General features: G+C 57.8%; 24 protein-coding genes. 16 read left to right on the top strand and 8 right to left on the bottom strand.

Going from position 1 to position 26,296, the window contains the following annotated elements:
- Window positions 1-11 precede the first annotated feature (11 nt).
- Together ACOQOY_RS10275 and ACOQOY_RS10270 are read right to left on the bottom strand one after the other, a co-directional pair.
- Window positions 12-1,196: a glycine C-acetyltransferase gene (locus ACOQOY_RS10275; protein WP_420585334.1), complete on the bottom strand. Its 1,185-nt coding sequence runs from the start codon at window positions 1,194-1,196 to the stop codon at window positions 12-14.
- A gap of 110 nt (window positions 1,197-1,306) precedes the next feature.
- Complete coding sequence (locus ACOQOY_RS10270) at window positions 1,307-1,870, bottom strand: helix-turn-helix domain-containing protein (protein WP_420585333.1); 564 nt, start codon at window positions 1,868-1,870, stop codon at window positions 1,307-1,309.
- 115 nt (window positions 1,871-1,985) lie between these two features.
- Here ACOQOY_RS10270 and ACOQOY_RS10265 point away from each other — a divergent pair, with 115 nt between their 5' ends.
- The gene (locus tag ACOQOY_RS10265; protein ID WP_420585332.1) at window positions 1,986-3,161 is read left to right on the top strand and encodes an acetyl-CoA C-acyltransferase family protein; all 1,176 of its coding nucleotides are present in this window, start codon (window positions 1,986-1,988) and stop codon (window positions 3,159-3,161) included.
- Between the two features lie 92 nt (window positions 3,162-3,253).
- On the opposite strand, the gene ubiB is transcribed toward ACOQOY_RS10265, so the two are convergent.
- Together ubiB and ubiE are read right to left on the bottom strand one after the other, a co-directional pair.
- Window positions 3,254-4,783, bottom strand: coding sequence for a 2-polyprenylphenol 6-hydroxylase (ubiB, locus tag ACOQOY_RS10260; RefSeq protein ID WP_420585331.1), 1,530 nt, complete (start codon window positions 4,781-4,783; stop codon window positions 3,254-3,256).
- On the bottom strand, window positions 4,783-5,535 hold the full coding sequence (gene ubiE / locus ACOQOY_RS10255) for a bifunctional demethylmenaquinone methyltransferase/2-methoxy-6-polyprenyl-1,4-benzoquinol methylase UbiE (protein WP_420585330.1): 753 nt from the start codon (window positions 5,533-5,535) through the stop codon (window positions 4,783-4,785). The genes ubiB and ubiE overlap by 1 nt, the downstream gene beginning before the upstream one ends.
- 86 nt (window positions 5,536-5,621) lie before the next feature.
- Here ubiE and mutM point away from each other — a divergent pair, with 86 nt between their 5' ends.
- The 6 genes from mutM to recF all read left to right on the top strand — a co-directional run bounded on the left by mutM (window position 5,622) and on the right by recF (window position 12,256).
- Window positions 5,622-6,473 carry a bifunctional DNA-formamidopyrimidine glycosylase/DNA-(apurinic or apyrimidinic site) lyase gene (gene mutM / locus ACOQOY_RS10250; protein ID WP_420585329.1) on the top strand — a complete coding sequence of 284 codons (852 nt, stop codon included), beginning with the start codon at window positions 5,622-5,624 and terminating at the stop codon, window positions 6,471-6,473.
- Between the two features lie 66 nt (window positions 6,474-6,539).
- Entirely contained in the window at window positions 6,540-7,316 is a 777-nt protein-coding gene (locus ACOQOY_RS10245; protein ID WP_420585328.1) for an enoyl-CoA hydratase, read from the top strand.
- 224 nt (window positions 7,317-7,540) lie between these two features.
- Entirely contained in the window at window positions 7,541-7,804 is a 264-nt protein-coding gene (rpsT, locus tag ACOQOY_RS10240) for a 30S ribosomal protein S20 (RefSeq protein WP_170463044.1), read from the top strand.
- 553 nt (window positions 7,805-8,357) lie between these two features.
- On the top strand, window positions 8,358-9,749 hold the full coding sequence (gene dnaA, locus ACOQOY_RS10235) for a chromosomal replication initiator protein DnaA (protein ID WP_420585327.1): 1,392 nt from the start codon (window positions 8,358-8,360) through the stop codon (window positions 9,747-9,749).
- A 228-nt stretch (window positions 9,750-9,977) separates the two neighbouring features.
- Window positions 9,978-11,099 (top strand): DNA polymerase III subunit beta, encoded by a 1,122-nt coding sequence (gene dnaN / locus ACOQOY_RS10230; protein WP_420585326.1) that lies wholly within the window; start codon window positions 9,978-9,980, stop codon window positions 11,097-11,099.
- 59 nt (window positions 11,100-11,158) lie between these two features.
- The gene (gene recF / locus ACOQOY_RS10225; protein WP_420585325.1) at window positions 11,159-12,256 is read left to right on the top strand and encodes a DNA replication/repair protein RecF; all 1,098 of its coding nucleotides are present in this window, start codon (window positions 11,159-11,161) and stop codon (window positions 12,254-12,256) included.
- Here the strand turns inward: recF and ACOQOY_RS10220 are convergent.
- The gene (locus ACOQOY_RS10220) at window positions 12,253-12,819 is read right to left on the bottom strand and encodes a carboxymuconolactone decarboxylase family protein (protein WP_420585324.1); all 567 of its coding nucleotides are present in this window, start codon (window positions 12,817-12,819) and stop codon (window positions 12,253-12,255) included. The two genes, recF and ACOQOY_RS10220, sit on opposite strands and share 4 nt — an antisense overlap.
- Before the next feature lie 99 nt (window positions 12,820-12,918).
- Between ACOQOY_RS10220 and ACOQOY_RS10215 the strand changes: the two genes are divergently transcribed.
- Both ACOQOY_RS10215 and gyrB read left to right on the top strand, forming a co-directional pair.
- Window positions 12,919-13,491, top strand: a complete 573-nt coding sequence (locus ACOQOY_RS10215) for a TetR/AcrR family transcriptional regulator (RefSeq protein WP_420585323.1) — start codon at window positions 12,919-12,921, stop codon at window positions 13,489-13,491.
- 102 nt (window positions 13,492-13,593) lie between these two features.
- Window positions 13,594-16,011, top strand: a complete 2,418-nt coding sequence (gene gyrB, locus ACOQOY_RS10210) for a DNA topoisomerase (ATP-hydrolyzing) subunit B (protein WP_420585322.1) — start codon at window positions 13,594-13,596, stop codon at window positions 16,009-16,011.
- A 48-nt stretch (window positions 16,012-16,059) separates the two neighbouring features.
- Here the strand turns inward: gyrB and ACOQOY_RS10205 are convergent, their stop codons facing one another.
- The 3 genes from ACOQOY_RS10205 to ACOQOY_RS10195 are packed head-to-tail and all read right to left on the bottom strand — an operon-like array spanning window position 16,060 to window position 18,916.
- Window positions 16,060-17,424, bottom strand: coding sequence for an ATP-binding protein (locus tag ACOQOY_RS10205; protein WP_420585321.1), 1,365 nt, complete (start codon window positions 17,422-17,424; stop codon window positions 16,060-16,062).
- Window positions 17,424-18,083 carry a response regulator transcription factor gene (locus ACOQOY_RS10200; protein WP_420585320.1) on the bottom strand — a complete coding sequence of 220 codons (660 nt, stop codon included), beginning with the start codon at window positions 18,081-18,083 and terminating at the stop codon, window positions 17,424-17,426. The genes ACOQOY_RS10205 and ACOQOY_RS10200 overlap by 1 nt, the downstream gene beginning before the upstream one ends.
- Before the next feature lie 50 nt (window positions 18,084-18,133).
- On the bottom strand, window positions 18,134-18,916 hold the full coding sequence (locus ACOQOY_RS10195; RefSeq protein ID WP_420585319.1) for a PepSY domain-containing protein: 783 nt from the start codon (window positions 18,914-18,916) through the stop codon (window positions 18,134-18,136).
- 198 nt (window positions 18,917-19,114) lie between these two features.
- Here ACOQOY_RS10195 and ACOQOY_RS10190 point away from each other — a divergent pair, with 198 nt between their 5' ends.
- The 7 genes from ACOQOY_RS10190 (at window position 19,115) to ACOQOY_RS10160 (ending at window position 26,295) form a co-directional block, all read left to right on the top strand.
- Complete coding sequence (locus tag ACOQOY_RS10190; RefSeq protein ID WP_420585318.1) at window positions 19,115-20,137, top strand: hypothetical protein; 1,023 nt, start codon at window positions 19,115-19,117, stop codon at window positions 20,135-20,137.
- A 1,144-nt stretch (window positions 20,138-21,281) separates the two neighbouring features.
- Window positions 21,282-21,473 carry a Flp family type IVb pilin gene (locus ACOQOY_RS10185; RefSeq protein WP_420585317.1) on the top strand — a complete coding sequence of 64 codons (192 nt, stop codon included), beginning with the start codon at window positions 21,282-21,284 and terminating at the stop codon, window positions 21,471-21,473.
- 132 nt (window positions 21,474-21,605) lie between these two features.
- A complete protein-coding gene (cpaB, locus tag ACOQOY_RS10180; protein WP_420585316.1) occupies window positions 21,606-22,421 on the top strand; it encodes a Flp pilus assembly protein CpaB in 816 nt (271 codons plus the stop codon).
- A gap of 37 nt (window positions 22,422-22,458) precedes the next feature.
- Window positions 22,459-23,964, top strand: coding sequence for a pilus assembly protein TadG-related protein (locus tag ACOQOY_RS10175; RefSeq protein WP_420585315.1), 1,506 nt, complete (start codon window positions 22,459-22,461; stop codon window positions 23,962-23,964).
- Window positions 23,961-24,452, top strand: a complete 492-nt coding sequence (locus ACOQOY_RS10170) for a TadE/TadG family type IV pilus assembly protein (protein ID WP_420585314.1) — start codon at window positions 23,961-23,963, stop codon at window positions 24,450-24,452. Before ACOQOY_RS10175 ends, ACOQOY_RS10170 begins: the two co-directional genes overlap by 4 nt.
- 5 nt (window positions 24,453-24,457) lie before the next feature.
- On the top strand, window positions 24,458-25,078 hold the full coding sequence (locus tag ACOQOY_RS10165) for a TadE/TadG family type IV pilus assembly protein (protein ID WP_420585313.1): 621 nt from the start codon (window positions 24,458-24,460) through the stop codon (window positions 25,076-25,078).
- Window positions 25,079-25,089: 11 nt separating this feature from the next.
- Entirely contained in the window at window positions 25,090-26,295 is a 1,206-nt protein-coding gene (locus tag ACOQOY_RS10160) for an AAA family ATPase (protein ID WP_420585312.1), read from the top strand.
- The last annotated feature ends 1 nt before the right edge of the window (window position 26,296 follow it).

Here is a 26,296-nt window from a genome sequence, read left to right as displayed (position 1 = left end):
GTTGGGTCGCATCAGATCACTCCCAACTCTTTGCCGACCTTGCCGAAGGCCGCCAATGCACGGTCCAATTCGTCCTTTGTTAGAGCCGCATTCATCTGTGTCCTAATCCGTGCCTGCCCGCGCGGGACGACGGGGAAGAAAAAGCCCGAGACATAGACGCCTTCGTCAAACAGACGGGCGGCCATGTCTTGCGCCAAGGTCGCCTCACCCAGCATCACCGGGACAATCGGGTGTTCCCCGGGCAGGAGATCAAAGCCCAGCTTCTCCAGCCCCGCGCGCCAGTATTTGGCGTTTCCGAACAGTTGCGCGCGCAGCATGTCGCCCTGTTCGACCAGTCGGATGGCTTCCAAACCGGCAGCGACAATGGAGGGTGGCAGCGAGTTAGAAAACAAATAGGGCCGCGCCCGCTGCCGCAGAAGGTCGATCACTGGCTGCGGCCCGGCGATATAACCGCCGATTGCCCCGCCAAGTGCCTTGCCCAAGGTTCCCGTCAGAATGTCCACATCGACACCAAAGTGATCCGGCGTGCCCGCACCATTCGGCCCCATAAAGCCGGTGGCATGACAGTCATCCACCATGACGATGGCGTCATATTTGTCGGCCAGTTCGCGGATTTTCGGCAGGTTGGCCAGATAACCGTCCATCGAGAAAACACCGTCGGTCGCGATCATGATATGCCGCGCCCCGTCCTCGCGCGCCTGTTTAAGCCAGGCTTCGAGGTCGTTCATATCGTTGTTCATATAGCGATAGCGCTTGGTCTTACACAGGCGTACCCCATCGATGATTGAAGCGTGGTTCAGGCTGTCCGAGATAATCGCGTCTTCAGGCCCTAACAAAGGTTCAAACAGCCCGCCATTGGCGTCGAAACAGGCGGCGAACAGGATCGCATCGTCCTTGTTCAGGAATTGCGCCAGCTTCTGTTCAAGCTCTCGGTGAATATCTTGCGTTCCACAGATAAAGCGCACCGAGGCCATGCCGAAGCCCTTGGGCTCCATCGCGCCTTTGGCGGCGTCGATCAGCGCCGGGTGATCGGCCAGACCCAGATAGTTGTTGGCGCACAGGTTGATGACCTGTTTATCGCCCACCGTAATCTCACCGCCCTGAGGCGAGGTGATCATTCGTTCGCGCTTATACAACCCCTCGGATTCGATCTGCGCGAGGGTGTCCGTGATGTGGGACAGGAATGCATCTGCCATGGCGGTCTCCGTTCATCTGAGTCGCGTATCTAACATAGCGGATATGATTCCCAAATAGGGGAATTTCAAGATGAAGGAAAAATTTCCGTGAAGACGGAAATTTGCCGAGCTCAGGCGTTCTTGACGATTAGAAACACACGCGCGGGTTTGTCGGCGGATATGGAATGGGCGACATCGGCCGCATACCGGGCCGTGTCCCCTTGCCGCAAATCCGACACTGCGGAACCTGAGGTCACACGGACTGCGCCCTCTAGCACCGTCAACTGTTCCCGCGCACCGCGCGCGTGGGGCTGACTGGTCAGAGCGCCATCGGCATCGAACTGGATGTCGTAAACCTCATGTCCGCCCGCCTCTTCAGGCGGTGAGAGGATGCGAATACGGCAATTCTGGCCCATATTGTCGATGCTGGGCACTTCGGCCTTATGCAACACTTCGATCTGATCGGTGGTTTTTGCTTCTTCCAACAGGCCTGCGAAATCCACCTGCAAGGCGCGGGTCAGGTTCCACAGGGTCGAGATGGTCGGGCTGCTTTCGCCCCGCTCGATCTGGCTGACCATGGATCTGGATACACCGCTGAGATTGGCTACGGCTTCCAGCGACAGGCCTTTGGCCCGGCGTGCCTCTTTCAGGCGGGCGGGCAGGCGTGTCAGGATATCGTCTGTATTCTCCGTCATGACGGAATCCATGCGGGTTGAGCGGAGAGATGTCAATTCTGCGCGTGACGGGACGTCTTATGGGACAGGCGGGATGCTGCGGGTGCATAGTGGCGCGAATCCAGGAGGAGAGCTTATGACGGATATCGTTATTCTTGACGGCGCGCGTACTGCCATTGGTACTTTTGGTGGGGCCTTGGCCTCAACCGCGCCGATTGATCTGGCCACTGTGGCGACCGAAGCCGCGCTTGAACGATCTGGGGTTGAGGGCGCGCAGATCGGGCATGTGGTGTTCGGCCATGTAATCAATACCGAGCCGCGCGATATGTACCTGTCGCGCGTCGCGGCGATGCAGGCCGGGATTCCCAACGGCACGCCGGCGATGAATGTGAACCGTTTGTGCGGTTCTGGCGCGCAGGCCATTGTGTCCGCGGTGCAGGCGCTGATGCTGGGGGATGCAGAGTTTGCAGTTGCAGGCGGTGCCGAGAGCATGTCGCGCAGCCCCTATATCATGCCTCAGGCGCGATGGGGCGCGAAGATGGGCGATGTCACGTCGTTGGATATGATGTTGGGGGCGTTGAACTGTCCGTTTGGGACCGGGCATATGGGCGTGACGGCGGAGAATGTCGCCGACGAACACCAGATCAGCCGCGCGCAGATGGACGAGTTTGCCATGACCAGCCAGACCCGCGCAGCGGCGGCGATTGAGGCAGGGCATTTCGACAGCCAGATCGCGCCGGTGCAGGTCAAGGTCAGGCGGGACATGGTTGATTTCAAAGTCGATGAGCATCCCAAGGCGACGACCGCAGAGGCCATGGCCGGGTTGCGCCCGGTGTTCCAGAAGGATGGACGTGTCACGGCGGGCAATGCCTCGGGCATCAACGACGGTGCTGCTGCGATGGTTATGGCGACGGCAGATGCGGCGGAGAAAGCCGGGTTGAAGCCAAAAGCGCGTGTGTTGGGTTACGCCCATGCCGGAGTGCGGCCTGAGGTGATGGGCATTGGCCCGGTTCCGGCAGTGCGGAACTTGATGCAAAAGACTGGATTGTCGGTCGGTGATTTTGACGTGATCGAAAGCAATGAGGCGTTTGCGTCTCAGGCTCTTGCTGTGAATCAAGAGCTTGGGTTGGATTCTGCGAAGGTGAATCCGAATGGTGGAGCGATTGCGCTGGGGCATCCGGTCGGGGCGACCGGGGCGATCATTACTCTGAAAGCGCTGTATGAGTTGGAGCGCACAGGTGGGTCCAAAGGGTTGGTGACGATGTGTATCGGTGGCGGTCAGGGGATTGCGCTGGCCATTGAGCGGCTCTGATCGGAGATCGGGCAGGGGGGGCTGTTTGCCCCCCATCGCGCGTGGGCGCGATTCTCCCCGAAGGTATTTTGGCCAGATGAATCGGGCAGGCTTTAGCTGAGTGCGTTGAGCAGCAGGACCAGCGCTGCGCCAACAACCGCACCGATGGCTGCGGGCAGCGCAGAGGACCATAGAGGCGACTTTGGGGGGTCGTTTTTTTGCGTCTGCGCAATAAGGGCGTTTTCGACCAAGGCTGGAAGGCGCGGGCCAAACCGGGCGAGCACCATCGCCGTTTTGCCAAAATCCCGCAGCGCGGCACGCGGGCCGATGGTTTGCTTGATATAATCCTCGACCACGGGGCGTGCGACTTCCCAGATGTTCATATGCGGATCGAGCGACCGGGCGACGCCTTCGACAACCACCATGGTGCGTTGCAGCAGGATAAGTTCGGTCCGGGTTTCCATGCCGAACCGTTCGGTGACTTCGAACAGGTAGTTCAGCAGGCGACCCATCGAGATGTGAGAGGCGTCCATGCCGAAGATGGGCTCACCCACCGCGCGCAGGGCGCGGGCGAATTCGTCGACATCCTGGTTGGCAGGAACGTATCCGGCCTCGAAATGGACCTCGGCCACGCGTTTGTAGTCGCGGCGGATGAAGCCGAACAGGATCTCGGCATAGACCCGGCGGGTGTATTCGTCGATATGGCCCATGATGCCGTAGTCATAGGCGATGATGTCCCCGTTTGCCGCGACCTTGAGGTTGCCTTGGTGCATATCGGCGTGGAAATAGCCGTCGCGCAGAGCGTGCAGCAGGAACATGCGTAGGACGCGCTCGGCCAGATCGCGGCGGTTGTGGCCCGCAGCATCCAGCGCGTCGTTGTCCCCCAGCGCGACACCGTCGGCCCAGCTGAGCGTCATCACCCTGCGCGCCGACAGTGACCAGACGACCGGCGGCAGCCAGAACCCGGCATCGTCTTTGGTATTGGCGGCGTATTCCGAGGCGGCGGCGCTTTCCAGACGCAGGTCAAGCTCACCGCGCACGACGCCGTCGAAATGTTCGATCACCTCCATCGGCCGCAGGCGGCGCGCGCCGGGGGCGAAGAGTTGCACGATGCGGGCGGCGAAGTAAAAGGCGTCCACGTCCTTGCGGAAGGCGCGTTCGATCCCGGGGCGCAGGACTTTGACGGCCACATCCTCGCCTGTGCTGGTCAGCTTGGCCTTGTGGACCTGCGCGATCGAGGCCGCGGCGATGGGTTCGCTGAACTCCGAGAAAACCTCGTCGACGGGCTGACCCAATTCTTTGGTGACTTCGGCCATAGCCTCGGTGCGGGAAAAGGGCGGCAGCTTGTCTTGCAGCACACGCAGTTGGGCTGCGAGCTCATTGCCGACGACGTCCGGGCGCGTCGAGAGCACCTGACCGAACTTGATATACGCCGGACCAAGAGCCGTCAGAGCTCGTGTGGCGGGCGGCATGGCGGGATCACCTTTGTAACCCAGCCATTGAAACGGCTTGCCAAGGGCATGGGCCACGAAACGCAAGGCGGGCGGGGCTTCGAATGCGTCCAGCACGACGTTCATGGCACCCGTGCGCTCTAACGTGGCGCCTGTGCGGATCAGGCGAATGATGTTGTGAGGACCGCGCATTAAATCTTCCAACCGGAGTGCAGCGCGGCGATACCCATGCTGAGATTGCGGTATTTGGCGTTTTCGAACCCGGCGGTGCGGACCATGTTCAAGAAAGTATCCTGATCCGGGAATTTGCGGATCGACTCCACCAGATACTGATAGCTGTCGTAATCATTCGCGATCAGCTTGCCCATGCGCGGGATGACGTTGAAGCTGTAGAGATCATAGAGCTTTTGCAGCCCGTCATTGGGCAACTGGCTGAACTCCAGCACCATCAGGCGGCCACCGGGTTTCAGCACACGGAATGCTTCGTTCAGCGCCTCTTGCGGGCGGGTAACGTTCCGGATGCCAAACGAGATTGTGTAGACGTCAAAGGTGTTGTCCTCGAACGGCAGCGCCATTGCGTCGCCGACCACCCAGTTCAGGCTGTCGGACATCTGGTCGGCCTCAGCACGCTGGCGGCCTTCAACCAGCATCGGCTCGGTCAGATCCAGAACGGTGGCGTGGCCGTGGCCCGCGCGTTTGAGGAAGCGGAACGAGATGTCGCCGGTGCCGCCTGCGACATCCAGCAGGCGCTGACCCGGACGAGGCGCAAGCCAGTCCATCATCGCGTCTTTCCAGACCCGGTGAATGCCCATCGACATGACATCATTCATCACGTCATATTTCGAGGCGACCGAGTTGAACACGCCCTGCACGCGTCCGGCCTTGTCAGCCTCGCGCACGGTTTCAAACCCGAAATGAGTGGTCTTGTCGTTGCTGTCGGACATTTGCCTTGCCGTTTGTCGAATTTCGCCTCTGTTATAGGGCCATAAAAGGCCGGCACAATGCGGCCCTTTGGAATAGGAGCCGTGTAATGCCGGAATTACCCGAGGTCGAGACAGTAAGACGCGGCCTGACACCCGCAATGGAGGGAGCGGTGATCGAACGGGCGGATGTGAACCGGCCCGATCTGCGCTGGCCCTTTCCGGATCGAATGGCCGAACGACTGACCGGGCAGCGCGTTGATCGCTTGCGGCGGCGGTCGAAATACATTCTGGCCGATCTCAGCAGCGGTGAGACGTTGCTTATTCATCTGGGCATGTCGGGGCGCATGACCGTATCGGGTGATCCGTTGGGACAGTTCGCGCATGAGCATCCGATGCCCGAGAAACACGACCATGTGGTGTTTCACATGGCCAACGGTGCGCGGGTGACATTTAACGACCCGCGCCGGTTTGGGGCGATGGACCTGCTGCCGACAGCCACCGCTGAGGAACACAAACTGCTGTCGGTTCTTGGGCCCGAGCCTTTGGGCAATGATTTCCACGAACAGCACCTGATGGATGCGTTCAAAGGGAAGAACACTCCGGTCAAATCCGCGCTTCTGGATCAGGGAATCGTTGCCGGATTGGGCAATATCTACGTTTGTGAGGCCCTTTATCGCGCCGGGGTGTCGCCACGTCGCAAAGCCGGACAGATTTCGGCCGCGCGTGTTGCGACCCTGGTGCCGATCATCCGCCAGGTGCTGCAGGATGCCATCGAAGCGGGCGGCTCATCCCTGCGCGATTTCCGCCAAGCCGATGGAGAACTTGGATATTTTCAGCACAGCTTTGACGTCTATGGGCGCGAGGGTGAGCCGTGCAGAACCGATGGTTGCAGTGCAGAGGTGAAAAGAATCACCCAGTCCGGTCGCTCATCCTTCTACTGTGCGCAATGCCAAAGATAGCTTGATCCAGCTTTCTCGCGTGATAAGGAATCGTACCTGAACGGAACAACCGGAAGCTTACACCTCATGGCTTTTGAGACGATCATCGTCGAAATCGAAGACCACGTCGGGCTTATCAAGCTCAACAGACCGGACGCGCTGAATGCGCTGAACTCGCAACTGATCACGGAATTATGCACCGCTTTGGAAGAGGCAGACGCCAATGACAAGGTGCGCTGCATCGTCATCACCGGGTCGGACAAGGCCTTTGCCGCCGGTGCCGATATCAAGGAAATGTCCGAGCTGAGCTTTGTCGACGTGTTCGACGGAAACTTCTTCGGTGATGTGAACGACCGGTTCAATGCGATCCGCAAACCGATCGTTGCAGCTGTCGCTGGTTATGCGCTGGGTGGTGGCTGTGAGCTTGCGATGATGTGCGATTTCATCATTGCTGCCGATACCGCCAAATTTGGCCAGCCAGAAATCAATCTGGGCGTCATTGCCGGTCTGGGTGGTTCGCAACGCCTGACGCGTTTTGTGGGCAAGTCCAAATCCATGGACATGAATCTGACGGGCCGCTTCATGGACGCTGAAGAGGCCGAGCGTGCCGGACTGGTCAGCCGCATCGTTCCTGCCAAGAAGCTGATGGAAGAAGCCGTCGGCGCCGCCCAGAAGATTGCCGAGAAATCGCAGCTGAGCACAATGGCCGCCAAAGAGGCCGTCAATCGCAGCTACGAAGTCACGCTCAGCGAAGGGCTGCTGTTTGAACGCCGGGTTTTCCATTCGATGTTCGCGACCGAAGACCAGAAAGAGGGCATGGCGGCCTTCCTGGAAAAACGCGCGGCCCAGTTCCGCGACAAGTAAAACGCGCAGCAACGCAAAACTGGCGGGTCCGGCCCGCCTTTTTTGTGCCTGCCAAGCACTGGAAAAGAATCAGCTTGGCAAAGGTGGCAAACTTGGATAACTAGCGCCGCTATACATGCGCGTGCGGCCCGCTTGGCCCGACTCACACTCGTGATTCTGATCCGGTGCGGATTTTCCGTGACGCGCTTTTTGAGATAACCGTACCGAACGAAAGTCAGAAACACATGGCAAACTCGCCCCAGGCAAAGAAACGCGCTCGTCAGAACGAAAAGCGTTTTGCAGTTAACAAAGCACGCCGTTCGCGCATCCGTACCTATCTGCGCAAAGTCGAAGAAGCGATCGAATCCGGCGACAAGGACGCGGCAACCGCTGCTCTGCGCGCTGCTCAGCCCGAGCTGATGCGCGGCGTCACCAAAGGCGTCTTCCACAAGAACACCGCTTCGCGGAAAATGTCGCGCCTGTCGGCACGCGTGAAAGCACTGGGTTAAATCCCTGTGGTTGACCTTAGGTCAACAAAACAGGGCTGAATTGTTCACAAAGGCGTCACAATCCGTGGCGCCTTTTTGTTGCTGTTGCCTGAAAGTCGCGCCTTCACGAAGACGAGAGATTCTTTCGCCGAAAGACCCGAGTCAATATCAGAGTTTCATTGCCGTGAGCGGTGGCCTCTTGCTACCAAGGATACAGCGATTCACTCGCTTGGGGGGACAGGCTGTTTCACGACTTTACTGACGGGCATCAGGACGGTTGGGAAACGAATGTTGGTAGCTGGTTCAGGCTGGCTTGCTAATCTGCTGAAGGTCTTCGGAACTCGAAGGTCTGAGCCCTGTCGAAAAATTTGATTGCGATGCGCAACCCGGTTTACGGGGCGTCTTTTCTCGGGCGCTCACTGGTCGGGCCGTGCTGACTTTCGGGACAGTCCCGCCGAATCTCTGCGATTCGGCGCATGGGTACCCTTTGCGTGTGATTCCAAAAAAACCGGGCAACCGGGTCTGAGTGATAAGGCCGTCAGGCCAATAAAGAATGGGATGCGTGAGGCGCTTAATGACACAAGAAAAATGGGGACTACTACGTAACAAACTGCTCAAGGCGATCGGCAAGAACAACTACACCACCTGGATTGAACCTCTGGAATTTCAAGAGGTGCAGGACGGTGTGGCGGTGTTCTCGGTGCCGACGAACTTCATGGGCAACTACGTGAGCCAGAATTTTGCGGACTTGATTCTGTATGAGATGAACACCGCTGGGGAAACCGTGCAGCGGCTGGCATTCCGCGTCGCGGCTAATTCTCCTGCGCGCCCGTCAGCCGAACCCGCGCCAGTTGCCGTCGACGAAACGCCGCGCGCCGCGCCGCTGTCGCAACAGGTCGAAGTTGGTAATGACGCGCTTGAGTCCCTGCAGGCAGCGCCGCTTGACGCCCGTTTTACCTTTGACACATTTGTCGTCGGCAAGCCCAACGAACTGGCCCATGCCGCTGCGCGCCGGGTTTCCGAAGGCGGACCTGTCACCTTTAATCCGCTGGTCCTCTATGGTGGCGTTGGTTTGGGTAAAACCCACCTGATGCACGCCATCGCGTGGGAGCTGAAAACCAAGCACCCCGAGCTGAACGTGCTGTACCTGTCCGCAGAGCAGTTCATGTATCGCTTTGTGCAGGCCCTGCGCGAGCGTCGGATGATGGACTTCAAACATCTGTTCCGCTCGGTCGATGTTCTGATGGTGGATGACGTGCAGTTCATCGCTGGCAAGGATTCCACTCAGGAAGAGTTCTTCCACACCTTCAATGCACTGGTGGACCAGAACAAACAGATCATCATCTCTGCCGACCGCGCCCCGGGTGAGATCAAGGATCTGGAAGATCGCGTAAAATCGCGCCTGCAATGTGGTCTGGTCGTAGACCTGCATCCCACCGACTACGAACTGCGTCTGGGCATCCTGCAAACAAAGGTGCAGCAATACAGCAGCACCTATCCCGACCTGACCATTGCCGATGGGGTGCTGGAGTTTCTGGCCCATCGTATCTCGACCAATGTCCGGGTGCTGGAAGGTGCGCTGACGCGGCTGTTTGCTTTTGCCTCATTGGTCGGTCGCGAGATCGACATGGAACTGACTCAGGATTGTCTGGCCGATGTGCTGCGCGCGTCCGAGCGCAAGATCACCGTTGAAGAGATTCAGCGGAAGGTTTCGGATTACTACAATATTCGCCTGTCGGACATCATCGGCCCCAAGCGCCTGCGATCCTATGCCCGCCCACGTCAGGTGGCGATGTATCTGTGCAAGCAGCTGACCAGCCGGTCCCTGCCCGAGATCGGTCGCCGATTTGGCGGGCGTGACCACACTACGGTCATGCACGGCGTCAAGCGCATCGAAGAGCTGAAAACAACGGACGGCCAGATCGCCGAAGATGTGGAAATGCTGCGCCGGTCGCTGGAAGCCTGAACCTTATCCCCTACCACTCAGTCAGCGCCTCGGTCTAACAGGACCGGGGCGTTTTCTTGTGCGGTAAAGCCCACGATCAGTCAGGAACTGTGCCCAAGCCGCCACGCGCCCCTTGACGCATCGGGTAATACGACCGAGAAAACCATAAAAAATCCTTGTGCCTCAGGGTGGAACCGCTAACGTGCCAGTCCCGCCCATTTCGGCACGCAAGTCAGAGGAATTGAGGGTATGAAGATCAGCATCGAACGCGGCACCCTTCTCAAGGCCGTTTCCCAGGCCCAATCTGTTGTGGAACGTCGCAATACTATCCCCATCCTTGCCAATGTGTTGATCGAGGCCGAAGGCGACCAAGCGATGTTCCGCGCCACCGATCTGGATATCGAAGTGGTCGACAAGGCTCCGGCGCAGGTCGAAAAGGCGGGTGCCACCACCGTGGCCGCAACAACCTTGCATGAGATTGTGCGCAAACTGCCGGACGGGGCGCTTGTGACCCTGACCGCTGACAGTGCAGCGGGGCGTCTGACGGTTGAGGCGGGTCGGTCAAACTTTTCGCTGGCGACGCTGCCGAAAGAGGATTTCCCGGTGATGGCGTCCTCGGAATACCAATCGAACTTTACTGCTTCGGCGGCTCTGCTGCGGCGGTTGTTCGACAAATCGAAATTCGCGATCTCGACAGAAGAGACCCGGTACTACCTGAACGGTGTCTACATGCACGTGGCAGATGGGTCTGAAGGCGGCAAGGTTTTGCGCTGTGTCGCCACCGATGGCCACCGTCTGGCGCGTATTGATGCGGACCTGCCTGATGGTGCGGCGGACATGCCGGGCGTGATCGTTCCGCGCAAGACTGTGGGTGAGCTGCGCAAGCTGCTGGACGACGATGAGATGGATATCGCGGTTTCCGTCAGCGAAACCAAGGTGCGCTTTGCGACGCCGGATATCACCCTGACTTCTAAGGTGATCGATGGCACTTTCCCTGACTACACGCGGGTTATTCCGCAAGGCAACACCCGCCAGTTGGAAGTGGACGCCGCCGAATTCGCGCAGGCCGTGGATCGGGTTGCGACTGTATCATCTGAGCGCTCGCGCGCGGTGAAGCTGCAATTGGATGCAGACAAGCTGGTGTTGTCGGTGAACGCCCCTGACAGTGGCGCGGCTGAGGAAGAGCTGGCTGTAGCCTATGGCGACGAACGGTTGGAAATCGGGTTTAACGCCAAGTATCTGTTGGAGATTGCATCTCAGGTGGATCGTGAAAATGCCGTGTTCATGTTCAACTCGGCAGGGGATCCGACCCTGATGCGCGAGGGCAATGACCAGAGCGCAGTTTACGTTGTCATGCCGATGCGCGTCTGATCGCGCTGGCGCGCGATGCCTTCGGCGACCGTATTTTTGACAAGAAGAAGGGTGGGGTCATGGCGCTGGCCCTGACCGAGCTTACGGTCTCGCATTTTCGGTCTCATAAGCTGGCGCGGCTGTCTTTGGATGGGCGGCCGGTTGCGATTCATGGGCCAAACGGGGCCGGTAAGACCAATATTCTTGAGGCTGTGTCGCTGTTCTCGCCCGGGCGCGGGATGCGGCGGGCGAGTGCGGCTGAGATGACGCGGCGGCCCGAAGCACTGGGGTGGAAGCTGTCCGGTCTGTTGCAATCGCATGGGCAGCGGTACGAGATCGAAACATGGTCCGAGGGCGGCGCGGCGCGACAGGTTCGGATTGATGAGAAGGTTTCCAGCCAGATTGAGTTGGGTAAACTCGCGCGTGTTGTGTGGTTGATACCCTCGATGGACCGGCTTTGGATCGAAGGGGCTGAAGGACGCAGGCGATTTCTGGACCGGATTGCGCTGAGCTTTGATCCAAACCATGCTGAGGCTTCTTTGACGTATGAGAAAGCAATGCGCGAGCGGAACCGGCTGTTGAAAGAACAGGTTCGGGACGCGCATTGGTATTCGGCGTTGGAAGGTCAGATGGCTGATACAGGTCATCGCATCCACACAGCGCGTCTATCGGCGCTAGAGCATCTGCGCGCGGCTCAGGAGCAGGCTGAGACGGCGTTTCCTTCGGCTGATCTGGAACTGGTTCAGACCGAAGGGGAGATGCCGGAAACCACTGAGGACTTTAAGGAAGCTTTGAATGAAAGCCGGTTCCGCGATCTCGCGGCGGGGCGGACTTTGGTCGGGCCTCATCGGTCTGACCTTTATGGGGTATTTGCGGCCAAGGGTGTCCCCGCGAAGGATTGTTCGACTGGCGAACAGAAAGCATTGCTTGTCTCACTGATCCTGTCAAACGCGCGGGCGTTGGCCAAGCAGGTCGGTGCGCCTCCGATCGTGTTGCTGGATGAGGTGGCCGCGCATCTGGATGCCGGACGGCGCGCAGCGCTTTATGACGAGATCTGTGCGCTGGGGGCTCAGGCCTGGATGACGGGTACCGGGCCTGAACTGTTTGCAGAGTTGGAAGACCGAGCCCAGACGCTGGTTGTTGCCGAAGGCGATGAGGGCTCGATCGTTACTGCTTAGGCAGGTTCGCTGACTTTGCGTTCCCACAGGAAGCCGCGCATAACCTGGTCCACCGGCGTTTTGGCCATGTGATTGACGTAGTTTGACATGGTTTTCTGAGCCAGACCCAGTACAACGTCCAGCACAGCGCGGTGTGAATAACCGGCATCAAAGAACGCTTGCAGCTGTTCCTCGGTCGGGTTGCCGCGGCTTTCCATCACTTGCAGAGTGAAGGTGCGCAGCGCTTCCAGTTTGGCGCTTGGCAGCGGAGTTTCGTTGCGCAGCGCTTCGGTGATGTCGTCGGATACCTTCATCATCTTGGCGATGCCGGTGTGGGCCGGAACGCAATAGTGACACTCATTTTCCACGTTGATTGTCTGCCAGACGACAGTTTTCTCATCATTGTCGAAGTCGGTTTGCAGGAAGAGACCGTGCAGAACCTGATAACCTTCCAGATGCTGGGGGCTTTCCGCCATCACTTTGTGAAGGCCGGGCAGGCGGCCAAAGGCGGCTTGAGATTTCTCCAGCAGCGGTTTCGAGCCTTCGGGGGCGGTTTCGAGGTCGTGAGACGGGAAATTGGCCATATCGGAACTCCTGTTTCTGGCGCGATGAGTCAGAAATAGGGTTTATTGAGTGATCACTCAAGTATATATTTGAGTGAGCGTTCAAGAATTGGTGAATTGATGCCTCGTAAACCTTCATACGACCGCGATACGCTGATCGCGCAGGCCCGTGACATTTTTTGGCGTCATGGCTGGGCCGGGACGTCGCTCAAGGATTTGGAGCGGGAGCTGAAGCTGAAACCCGGTAGCTTTTATGCGGCGTTCGGGTCCAAGGACGCGCTCTATGCTTTGGCTTTGGAGCGCTATGCGCGGGATGGGGTCGCCAACATGCAGGCGCTGGCAGATGAACTGGGACCCTTGGGGGCGCTCAAGTCCCAGCCGCGTCTGGTGGTTGAAGCGTCGGAGCTGCCAACCAAAGCCTGCATGCTTTCGAAAACCTATGCAGAGTTGCAGGCCAGGGGTCATGATCTGGCCGGAGAAGCCCGGACTCACATGGTTGCAATGAAGGATTGTTTTGCAGACCTGTTTCGCCGCGCACAGGAAGCCGGAGAAATCCGCAGCGACCACGACCCTGATCGCCTTGCCGCGCGCTATCAATCCGACCTTCTGGGGCTGCGATTGTCGGCCGAGCGGGACGACGTGAACGCAGCGGAAATCGCGGCGGATATCGCGGCGGATCTGGATCGGCTGTGATCCGCAAAAAATCCCGCTCCAAACCACAAAATCTTGGGGGAATGCGTGACAATCCCTACCAGAAAACGTATAAGTTACCAAAATAATATAGGTACTAACGGCATGTCCGAAGACGCACAGGCACCACAAGAATACGGCGCTGATTCCATTAAAGTTCTCAAAGGTTTAGAGGCGGTCCGCAAACGTCCGGGTATGTATATCGGCGATACCGATGATGGCTCGGGTCTGCACCATATGGTGTATGAGGTTGTCGACAATGGAATTGACGAGGCTCTGGCCGGTCACGCCGACCATGTGACGGTCAAAATCCATGCCGATTCCAGTGTTTCGGTCAGCGATAACGGGCGCGGGATTCCAGTGGATATTCACCCCGAAGAGGGCGTCTCGGCTGCCGAGGTCATCATGACCCAGCTGCACGCGGGCGGTAAGTTCGACAGCAACTCGTACAAGGTGTCGGGTGGTCTGCACGGCGTGGGTGTCTCGGTGGTGAACGCCCTGTCTGATTGGCTGGAACTGCGCGTCTGGCGCAACGGCAAGGAACATGTCGCGCGATTTGAGGGTGGCGAGACGGCCGAACACTTGAAGGTAGTTCAGGAATGCGGCGACCGGACCGGAACCGAGGTGCGCTTTCTGGCTTCGACTGATACGTTTTCGAACCTCGAATACTCATTTGAGACGCTCGAGAAGCGCTTGCGCGAGTTGGCCTTCCTGAACTCGGGTGTGCGGATCATCCTGATCGACGAACGCCCGGCAGAGCGACTGGAAACCGAGCTGTTCTATGAGGGTGGCGTTAAAGAATTCGTCAAATATCTCGACCGCTCCAAGTCGCCGGCGATGCCCGAACCGATCTACATCAAGGGTGAACGCGACGATATCGGCGTTGAGATCGCGATGTGGTGGAATGACAGCTATCACGAGACGGTTCTTCCCTTCACCAACAACATCCCGCAGCGGGATGGTGGTACCCACGTGGCGGGTTTCCGGGGGGCTTTGACCCGCACGATCAACAATTACGCGCAGTCCAGCGGGATTGCGAAGAAGGAAAAGGTCAGCTTCACCGGCGATGACGCGCGTGAAGGTCTGACCTGTGTGTTGTCGGTCAAAGTACCCGATCCGAAATTCTCGTCCCAGACCAAGGACAAGCTGGTGTCGTCCGAAGTTCGCCCGGCGGTCGAAGGTCTGATGAACGAAAAACTGGCCGAATGGTTCGAAGAGAACCCGAATGAGGCCAAGGGCATCGTCGGCAAGATTATCGAAGCCGCTCTGGCCCGTGAAGCCGCCCGCAAAGCCCGCGAGCTGACGCGCCGCAAAACGGCGATGGACGTGAACTATCTGGCCGGGAAATTGAAGGATTGTTCTGAGAAAGACCCGTCCAAGACCGAAGTCTTCCTCGTCGAGGGTGACTCGGCGGGCGGCTCGGCCCAGACAGGTCGCGACCGTCTGACTCAGGCCGTTCTGCCTCTGCGCGGTAAAATCCTGAACGTCGAACGCGCGCGGTTTGACCGGATGCTGTCGTCGCAGGAAATCGGCAACCTTGTGATGGCACTGGGCACCGGCATTGGCCGAGATGAGTTCAACATCGAAAAGCTGCGTTACCACAAGATCGTCATCATGACCGATGCGGATGTGGACGGCGCGCATATCCGGACGCTGCTGCTGACCTTCTTCTACCGTCAGATGCCGGAACTGATCGAGGGCGGTTACCTCTATATCGCGCAACCGCCGCTTTATAAGGTTTCGCGCGGTAAATCAGAGGTTTACCTTAAAGACCAAGCGGCGCTGGACGACTACCTGATCAATCAGGGCGTCGAAGGGGCTGTGCTGAAGCTTGGCTCTGGTGAAGAGATCATCGGTCAGGACTTGACCCGCGTGGTTGACGAGGCGCGCCAGTTGAAGCGCGTTCTGGACGCCTTCCCAACCCACTACCCGCGCCACATTCTGGAGCAAGCCGCCGTCGCAGGTGCATTCGTTCCGGGCGCTGTTGATGCCGACCTGCAAGGCGTGGCAGACAAGGTCGCCGCCCGTCTGGACCTGATCGCGCTGGAATATGAGCGTGGCTGGCAGGGCCGGATCACACAGGACCACGGCATCCGTCTGGCGCGTATCCTGCGCGGCGTGGAAGAGGTGCGGACGCTGGACGGCCCAATGCTGCGCTCGGGCGAGGCGCGTAAGACAGGCAGCTTCACCCAAAGCCTGCAAGAGGTCTACAACACCCCCGCCACCCTGGTCCGCCGAGACCGGTCTCAGGTCATCCACGGCCCGCTGGACCTGCTGCGCGCGATTCTGGAAGAGGGCGAAAAAGGCTTGTCGCTGCAACGCTACAAAGGTCTGGGCGAGATGAACCCGGACCAACTTTGGGAAACCACGCTGGACCCAGATGCCCGCACTCTGCTTCAAGTGCGTGTGGACGATATGGTCGAGGCCGACGATCTGTTCACCAAGCTGATGGGCGACGTGGTCGAACCGCGCCGCGAATTCATCCAGCAAAATGCGTTGAGCGTCGAAAATCTGGACTTCTGATCCGATGTAGTTGAAACCAAACTTCGGTCAGGTCGGTGACGACGCCGATCAACTCATATCTGAAGCCAGCGTTTTCGCGACTCCTTTTGGCGGTAGCACGACCCGAACCTCAAGACCCCCAAGGCTGCGGGACGTGTCGAGGCTCAGTTTGGCTCCGTACGCGTTCAGCAGGTCCACGGCAATCGCCAGACCCAGCCCGGTCCCAGCGACGCTGGTGTCCAGACGGCCGCCGGACCGCAGTGCCTCGCGGCGGGCTTCTTCGGGAATGCCGGGGCCGTCATCTTCGACACGAATGACAATCCCGTCCTCATGGATTTCGGCAGAGAGTTTGACGGACTTTCGGCACCATTTGAACGCGTTGTCCAACAGGTTTCCGATCACTTCCTCAATGTCCTGCGTGTCCATGCGGATCCAGACATCTTTCGGGCTGGTGACGCTGAACAGTTTCCCTTCCCGCTCGGCCATAATCAGAAACAGCCGCGACAACCTGTTTATGGATTGGGACAGGTTGGTGCGTGAATGCGTTAGTTCAGCAGAATTCGCCGCACGCATCCGCGCCAGAGAGCGACCGATCTGCGCATCAATCCGATCCAGAGCCTCCTGCGCCACATCGGTTGAGGCACCGCTGTCGGACAAATTCAGCAATTCGTTGCGCAGAATCGTCGCAGGAGTCTTCAAAGAATGCGCCAAATCGGCTGTTTGGCGCCGCGATCCGGCGATAATTTCTCGATTTCGCAGAAGCAATTGGTTCAAATCCGTCACCAATGGCGACACTTCGCCAGGATAGTTCTCGGGTTTGAGGTCCTCGTCCCGCTCCCACCGATGGGAAACATCGGCACGCAACGTGCGCAGTGGCCCGATAATGGCGCTCATCAGCAGCAATGAACTGGCCACACCAATCAAACCGACCAGCGCAAAGACAGGCATCAGACTGCGCTGTGCGACGCGCCGTTCGACCAGAAGCTGCTCTTTGTTTTCGGCGACGCTGACGCCCCAGACGGTGCCGTCCTCATAGGTGATTTCCTGAAAGGCACTGCGCACAATCTCGTCTCCGGGACCCATCGTGTCCCAGATCACCGGCCCATCAGATATGGACCGGGGTTCGGCCAGGGTTTCGTCAAACAGCGAGGCCGAGGTGTATACATCGCCGGTGCTGTTCGTCACCTGCCAATAGCGCCCTGAATAGGGCGTGCTGTAGTCCGGATCAAACAGAAGGTCCCCAAGCGCTGCGGGGTTCTGAGTGGTCACGCTGAGCCCGACAACCAGTTGCGTGTGACGGTCCTCAAGGGCTTCGTCAAAGCGGTCCAGCACCCGGGAATTGATATAGGACAGCACTGCAATCAGTCCGATCGCAACCGAGACAGCCCCCGAAGCAACCCCGCCCAGCAGCGCCCGTTCGCGAAGAGAAAGCATCAGGTTGTGTCTATCATATAACCCCGACCTCTGATCGTTGTGATCAGCTCAGGGCCCAGCTTTTTGCGCAGCCTGTTAATAAACACGGCGATAGTGTTGGAATCCCGATCACCGTCATATTCATAGATATGTTCCGACAGTTCCGTGCGGGAAATCATGCGCCCTGCATTATGGGCCAGATAGGTCAGCACGGCGATCTCCTGCGCCGTTAGATCGACCGGAACGCCGTCCACCGAGACCCGCCCAGTACGGGTATCCAGAAACACATTCCCCATCTCGATCACCGGGTTAAGCTGACCGCTCTGGCGGCGCAGGATGGCGCGCACACGGGCTGCCAGCTCGGGCATGTGAAACGGTTTGACCATATAGTCGTCCGCCCCGGCATCCAGCCCGTCTACGCGCTCGCTCCAGCCGTCGCGGGCGGTCAGGATCAGAACAGGGGTCGTGATACCGGCATTGCGCCAGTCCCGAAGCACAGAAATGCCGTCACGTTCGGGCAAACCAATGTCCAGAATAATCATGTCATAAGGCTCAGTAGACCCTAAATGTAGGGCTTCGACGCCGTTGTGAACTACATCTACCACTCGGCCTTCAGCGCTGAGTAGTTTTCTTACCTGGTCGCACAGGTGAGGTTCATCTTCTGCCAGCAATACTCTCATATTGAAATTCTATTAACAAATTGGGGCGCGTGAAAGGACAAGTTTAACTCTTACCTCCTGCCACCGCCGTTACCATTTCCGCCCGAGTTACCGTTTCCGCCCGAGTTACCGTTTCCGCCCGAGTTGCCGTTTCCACCTGAGTTGCCGCTTCCGCTTCCGCCCGAGTTACCATTCCCGTTGCTGCCGCCGGAGTTGCCACTACCATTGCCGCCGGAGTTGCTGTTGCCGCCGGCGTTTCCGCCAGCGTTGCCTCCTCCATTGCCACCTGCATTGCCGTTTCCGCCCGAATTGCCGCCACCTGCATTACCGCTTCCACCGGAGTTACCACCACCGGAACCACCATTGCCGCCTGAGTTGCCGCCGCCGGCATTACCGCTGCCGCCTGAGTTGCCGCTGCCGCTTGTATTGCCGTTACCGCTGCTATTTCCACCAGCATTGCCTTGAGCGCCAGCATTGCTGGACACTTCGTTAGCGCGCGTGGAGCGAGTTGTGGTTGCGGTGGTGCGCGCGGCCCTTGATATCTCGACCCCGACGGTGGATCGGTTGGATACGACCACGCCGGTTTCGGCATTCACGATCACGCTGACAATCTTGCCAGTGGGTTTCTTGACCAGAATCCGATAATAAATGCCGTCCGCTCGAAACGCCCGCGCATCAACAGGCGTACCGCCGTAAATCCTTTCGACGCCACGGATGACACGTTTCAGCCGGATGGCTTTTCCTGAACTCGTCGCTTTGCGCAGTTCCGACTGCTTTAGCTCCTGCGCAGCCGCATGCGCTTCTCCGGCCAGGAAAAGGGAAAAAACACAAGCGATGGTCAGTAAGTTCTTCATCAAAACACTCTGAGCAAAAAGCCGGACCAGAACCTACCGACCTGAATGTGAACCGAGGATGAACAGACGGTTATGTGTCCGTTCAGGGAATATGCCGTCAACTGAGCTGGTTAACCAGTGATTCGTGTTCAGAGTGTGCCGATTCAACGTGGCACAAATGTGGAGTGGGGGATCGTATTTGGATCTTCCGGGGAAGTAGTGAAAGTCAGATCGTCCTGCATACTTAAAGCGTCTTCCATTGCTTTGGCCCTTTTGGGCTCTGCGGCAGTTTTGGGGACTGTCGCAGCCCCGGATGTTGTCTACGCCAAAGAAGGCAAGGGTGGCGGCCACGGCAAAGGTGGTTCCGATGGCAAAGGAAATGGTGGCGGCAAGGGCAAGTCAGACTCCGGCGCTTCCGGCCATTCCAAGGGAAAATCCAAAGACAAGGGAACTGCGTCCAAAACCCAGCGTTCTGGAAAGGCGTCAGGTGCTACGAAGTCCGGGACAAAGAAAACCAACGGTTGGTCATTGAAAGCGGTCTTCGGCGGGCAGAAATCCAGAACGAAAAAGGCGAGGGTAGAACGCAAGACTGTTCAGACCCATCGAAAAGCCGCCAAAAGCAATCTGGTCACGACATCCCTGCGACCAACCGTGCGCCCTCAGTACAAAGACGAAGAATTTGAGGAACTGCTGGAGGCCCACCCTTCGGAACTGGGTGCTCTGAACGCGGCCCATGCCAATGAACAGGCATTGCAGAACGCAGCGCCGCATTCGCGGGTTGGGCGCATAGCCACATACCGAGGCACGGTTCTGGAAGGCAATGAGCTGAGGGCGGATCTGGAGGACGCACAAGCTGCTCTGGACGGTCTGGAGGCCCCCGACCGCTCATTGTCCGAAATCGACGCGGAATTGTCCGACGCCCTGAATGATGTCCAGGAAAGCGCGGCACGCGTGGAGGAATTGGAAGAGGCGCTGGAAAACACCGAAGGATCGAACCCGGATCTTGAGGATCAGCTTGATCAGGCCAGACAAGACTTGGACGACGCGGTCGAAACCGCCGAAGACCTGACCGATGAGAGGACGGCCGCCGTTGAATACGACGAGGCCGTGTCGACGGTTGATGATCTGAGTGAACAGGTCGAGGACCAGAGGCTGGCGGAAAGAGAAGCGCTGGAAGATGCGGCGAATAAACCAGTGACAGATGAAGTGGAAGCCGCCGTGAGGTCGCTTTTGGGGATATAACACACTAAACTTTAAGTTGTAATTTTTGTTTCCAGAATCAATTCACGTTTTCGGCAAAATATTTGCGGAAACGTACGTATATCTGTGTGCAAAATGCCCAATTGAACAAAGGATTAATGTTTGAAGTTTGAGAGAACGTGTTCTCGAAATTATTGACGATAAACAGATCCGATTTGCGGGCGGATTCTAATTGTCAATTTGTACTCAACCTGACGCGCGAGTCTTTCTTTCCGGCTTCTCTCAGATGCTTGTTCTTGATGATTTCCATCAATGCATTTTCGACCGGAGGAAAGCGCCCTACGGCTGCGGTTCTGGAGAGTGAGTTTTCGAGTCGAAGAACAGTGTTTGAGCGTTTGAAAACGACTTTGGCTAAGTCGAGAGAACTTCCTTCGGATCTCTTGAGCATACTGCGCTCCCTCTGCGAGGTTGGGTGAAACTCCTGCCACTCAATCTATCGGCGAGTATGAGGTTTGCTTGATGAACATAGTTGCAACATGTTGTTTATGTTGCGTTAATCTTGATGAATGAACGAATCTATCGTTCAGCTTCCAAAGATCCGCTGGCCCTTCACTTTTGTTTTGGCCCTTCCAATAGGTGGAGTGGCGGTACGGTTTGCGAAGTCGGTTCGATGGCAACGGTCGCCGACTCGAGTTCGCCGTCAGGGTTCCGGACAAGCGGATTTAGTGGTCAGTCTGTTCTGGGCCTGAGCCGCCGAATTCGTGCGCGCGAGGCGGTGTTTGCGGTGGCCAAGTTGACAGTTGGATCGCACGTTCTGCGACAGTAATTTTTGTACGCTGCGAGTAGTGCACCGTCGCGCTGATTCGAGTCGGGTTTTTAATTGTTACGTGGTGCATTTTCTTGAATGTTCCCTAAATATCCAAGCGAATCGGAATTATTTTTTGTTTTCACAGGCATAGAGCTAATTGGGAATCGAATTTTCAAAAAAACACCGATCAAAGAATGTCGAAATTTTGTCTGAAAATCGACGAGAGCGAAAAGAAACACACGTTAAACGGGAAAACATTTTCGTTTGTGGGGAGGTTACCCGACCCCCTCTTTGGTACCTATTAATCAGGCTAGGGGGTCACCCTCGGGTCGGCGCGCAATTCGCGCTCTCAAGGAAAACAGACTGGAGTAACAAGTAATGTTGAAACGAATTCGTACTTCTTTTGCAAAGCTGCGTCGCGATGAAAGCGGTGCAACGCTGGTTGAATATGGCATCGCGCTGTTCATCGCCATCGCTGTTGGCGGCGCCGCCCTGAATGGCTTGGGTACCACAACTCAGGGCAACTTCACGTCGGCCAATACCGTGGCGTCACAGACCCCGACCCCGTAACAAGGTCGAAGCAAACACACTTGGTTCCCCGCCAGGCGGCGGGGAACCAACAACAGAAATTTCTCGAGTTGCTTTTGGGTAATTCTCCACAAGCGCCAAAGATCATTCCGCAACCCCGAATTGGAGGAAACAATGCGTATTAAATCATTGATGATGACCATTTTGGGGGTTGGACTGGCCGGTGGTGCCGTGATGCTGGCTCAGGATCAGATGTCCAGAAGTCAGGCCCAAGCAAATACGGGTATTGTACGCGTTGTGGCCGTCGCCGAAGCTATTCCGTTCGGAACGCCGATCGAAGGATATAAGCTGACAACAATTGAGTGGCCGGCAGAATCGGTGCCAGCTGGCGTATTTACAAGCTTTGACCAGGTTCTTCCGCAAAACGGTAGTGAACCGCGCCGGGCGAAACGCGCCCTGACACAAGGCGAGCTTTTGCTGGCGTCCAAAGTCTCCGATTTCGGTGAGAAAGTGACTATTGTACAAACACTTGGTGAAAATAATCGCGCTATGGCAATCAATGTGGATGCGCAAACCGGTGTCGGGGGGTTTGTCACGCCGGGCGATTTTGTCGACATTGTCCTTACACGTGGGAAAAACGATTCTCTGCGCGCTGTCACAATCCTTCAGAACATCCGTGTGATCGGTGTTGACCAGACCGCAGATGAAGAACTGGATCAGCCCGGCATCGCGCGCACAGTGACTGTTGAGGTGTCGCCCGAGCAAGGTCAACGCCTTGCGCTGGCACAAAAGGCCGGTCAGCTGAGCCTTTCTCTGCGCTCGTTGCAGATCGAAGAAGACAAGCCGCTGGAGGCCATCCGTCTTAGCGACATCATGCTGGAAAACTCGCCCGTCGAAGACGGCGCGCCCAAGCCGGTTGTCAAAGTGCGCCGCGGTACCTCTGATATTCAGGAAATTCCAGTAAGCGCGACCAACACGCAGACCAACTGAACGCATCCAATTTGGGTTGAACAGGAGGGTTTGGTTCATGTTTTCGCAGCATAAATTCAGAAAAGATGAAGAAGGTGTCATTCTGGTCTTTGTTGGAATGTGCATGGCGATCATCATGGGTATGGCGGCCATTACATTCGACCTTGGCAGATTGGCCTCAACCCAAACGGACTTGCAGGCCTACACGGATCACGTGGCCCTAGCCGCAGCGGGCGAGCTGGATGGCAATGCCGACGCGATAACCCGGGCCACGGCTGCTGCATCGGCCATGATCCAAGACAAGCAGTTCTTTGCACAGGGCAACCAGACCCTTGGATCAAGCGCGGATTATTCGCTGCGGTTCCTGACCGGACTTCCTACGCCGGCCGCGGACCCTGAAGATGACGATTCTGTTGCACCCTTCGTGACTAATATTGGAGCCGATGCGGTTCTGGTCGAAGTGACGGCCACACCCAGAACGGTGTTCCTGCCATTCGGCCGCGCGCTGTCCAGCTTGTTGGGTCTGACCGCTCCGAATGAAGACGTGAACGCCGTCGCAATCGCTGGCTTCACACAATACGCCTGTGATGTGACGCCGTTGATGTTTTGCATTCCTCCGGGCTGGACCGCAAACGCGAACATCGGTTCGACCGTTAAGCTGCGCACCGGCGGCAATGGGTCCGCATGGGGGCCGGGGAATTTTGGCTTTCTTGACCCGACAGACTACGGCATCAACCCAAACGGGCCTTGTGCCGGGCTGAACGGCTCGTCGCTATATATCTGTCTGATCGCGGCTCAGGGCAACAAAGGTCAGTGTGTTGCGCAGCGGGGCGTGGATACCGAACCCGGTCAGCGGAACGGTATTGGCAGCGCAATTTACAACTCCCGTTTCGACTACTTTACCTCGACAATGAATAACCTGAGGAATGACCCGGACTATGCGCCCGGACCGCAGGTTATCTCGGGTTGGCAGAGAACCGGCAGCAATGGCAACGGCAATGGTGGCAGCTGCATCAATGGTCAGCCCACAGCCTCGACAGACTCGATGCCGTTCCCGCCCGATGATTGTTTTGCCACAAACACCTGCGCACATGGCGGCCGGTTTGGTGATGGTAACTGGACCAATGGTAAGGCGGCCTACCTGGACATGAACTATGGAAACGGCCCGGCCAACAACCTGACGCCGCATCCGCTGGGACCGCCGACCGGGACCACCCGCTATCAGATGTACCTGAACGAGATCAGCAAATACGGCGGTAGCAACATCCTTGCAAACCGCAGTGAGACCGGTCGGGCGCAATGCAGCACGCCTGCGTCGACAGACCCTGAACGCCGTACCTATATTCTGGCTGGCGTCGATTGTGCAGCGAATAACGTCCAGGGCAGCGCAAAAGATATCCCCGTCAAGGAATTCGTAAAGGGCTTTCTGATCCAGCCGTTGGCCAACACGTCGGGAACGGATTTCGACATCTTTCTTGAGATCGTTGGTCAGGTTGGCGGCGGTGGTGCCGGTGGCAACCCGAACGATGGGATCTTCCGCGATGTTGTGAGGCTGTACAGATGAAACGCGTCTTTGCTTATCTCACCCGCTTCAAGCGCTGCGAGTCTGGCGCGCCGATGGTCGAATTTGCCATGGTGCTGCCCCTGCTGTTGGTGTTCTTCGCCCTGATCATCGAGGGCGGTCGTCTGACCTGGATTCATCAGGCTACGGCAGCCGGTGTGCGGGATGCCTCGCGCATGATCGCTCGGATCGCGCCGATTGACGCCTGCACTTCGGGCGGGGTCGGTGGCTATAGCACGATGGCAACGAATATTGTGCAGAACCGGCTGGGCGGGTCGTCCATCATGCCTGTCGGATCCACCCTGATCAACGTGACGCCCACCTGCATCTCGCGGACGGGCACGTATCGGGTCAGCCCGGCATCAGTGGTCGAGGTCTCGGCAGAGGTGCGCATCGACTACGTGTTTGGCAACATTTTCAGCTTTTTTGGTTCGGGGTTCACCTCGTTGAACACAGTGGTTTCGGATCAAAGTCGGATTTTCGGGGTATGAGAGCCATGCTGCATATCTTTCAGTCTTTCTGGCGCAAGGAAAAAGGTGCGGCTCTGGTTGAATTGGGGATGGTGATCCCATTGTTTCTGGTGCTGATCTTTGCCCTGCTTGAATATGGCCGCCTGTATTTCTCGGTCACCATGTCGCAAAAAGCGATGCATATTGCGTCCCGGCTGGCAACGGTTGGACCGTCGCAATGCGGTGCGCTGCCAACGACGCACACGCTGGCAGCGGGGGCCCCGACGGGGACGCGGTTCGGAACTCTGTGCCGCGGCAGCAATATATGTGCCGTGCCAGCGTTGCCGGCGCCGTGCCAGCTGAATACATCGACCGCATATGGCGGGCGCATCTGGAATGAGATTAACGCACTGCTGCCGTTTGGAACGACCCCGGCCAATGTTCAGTTCACCTATACGCACGACACCCGCCTTGGTTTTCTGGGGGGGCCTTATACGCCGGTTGTGACTGCCGAGCTGGTGAATGCTGACTTTAACTTCGTACTACCTATCGGCCCGTTGGCGGCGCTGGCCGCAGGGTCCACGGCAACCAGTCCGACCACCATTTCAATCCCCGCGATGAGCACATCGGTTCCCGCCGAAGACCTCGCTGTCGGGGCTGTTGACTAAGGAGTAAGATCATGACTGCAAAAGAGATTTCAGTACTATTGATTTCGCCGGACGAGCAGATCTACTCGGCCATCGAAGGATCGCTGGCCGGTGAGGCCAACTGCCAGTTCACCGGACGTCAGGATACCGTCGCCGGGGTAAACGGCGCAGCCATTTCGCTGACGTCCAAGCATGATGTTGTTCTGTTCGATGTTGATGAGAATTCCGATGATCTGATGCAGACAGCACGCACCATCTGCGATGCCCGGATGCCGAACGCCATCATCATCGCGCTGGCACCCGAGGACCTGCCGCTGGAAAAGGCGCGGCAGCTCAAGAAAATCGGTGTGGACGATGTCCTGCCGCGCAAGGCGATCAACGAAGAGATTGTTCCTCAGCTCGATGAAATCCGGGCGCGCCGTCAGGCTCAACTGCCTGCCGTGTGGGGCGGTCAGGCGACGATGGGCAAGGTCATTGCCGTCGCCAAGTCGCGCGGAGGTGTCGGCTCGTCGCTTGTAGCGGCGAATATGGCGAACGAACTTCAGGCCAAAGAGGGTTTGTTCAAGAAGAAAGCCGCCAACGAAGTGGCGCTGGTCGATCTGGATTTCCAGTTCGGTTCACTTGCCGCACTGATGGACGTGGATGAAAGCGACGCCATGTGGCGCATGGCCATGGATGGTAGCGTCCCAGACGGTGCATTTCTGGAACAGGCCATGATCAAGTCGCCCTGCGGCGTGGATATCCTGTCGGCCCCGTCCCGCTATGGCCCGCTGAGTGCGGTGAAAGAAGAACAGATTGCCGCCATTCTGGATTGCCTCAAGCGCACCCATGACTATGTGGTGGTGGACCTGCCGCGGGCGCTGGTGGAATGGATCACACCGGTCCTGGCGCAATCGGACCGCCTGTATCTGGTGACGGATGTGGCGGTTCCCTCGGTGCGCTCGGCCCGCAAGCTGATGGATTTCTATCAGGCCGAAAACCCGGCTCTGGACATCCAACTGGTCGCATCGCTTGAGAAAAAGCCGCTGATTCAGGCCGCGCATCATCGCGCTGCCGTGAAGCTGCTGGAAAAGGATTTTGCCCATTGGGTGCCACGCGACGAACGGACCGTGCGCGAGTCCGTGGATCGGGGCGTCCCGCTGCAGGAGGTCTCGAACCGGGCTCCGCTGACGCGTGCGATCAGAAAGCTGGCCCAGGAAACGACCGCAGCGCTGCCGCCGCGTGTCGGACAGCACTAAG

Source organism: Ruegeria sp., from assembly GCF_965221235.1.
GTDB lineage: Bacteria > Pseudomonadota > Alphaproteobacteria > Rhodobacterales > Rhodobacteraceae > Ruegeria.
Note: the sequence above shows the minus strand (reverse complement) of the source record. Positions and strands in the feature narration are given on the sequence as shown.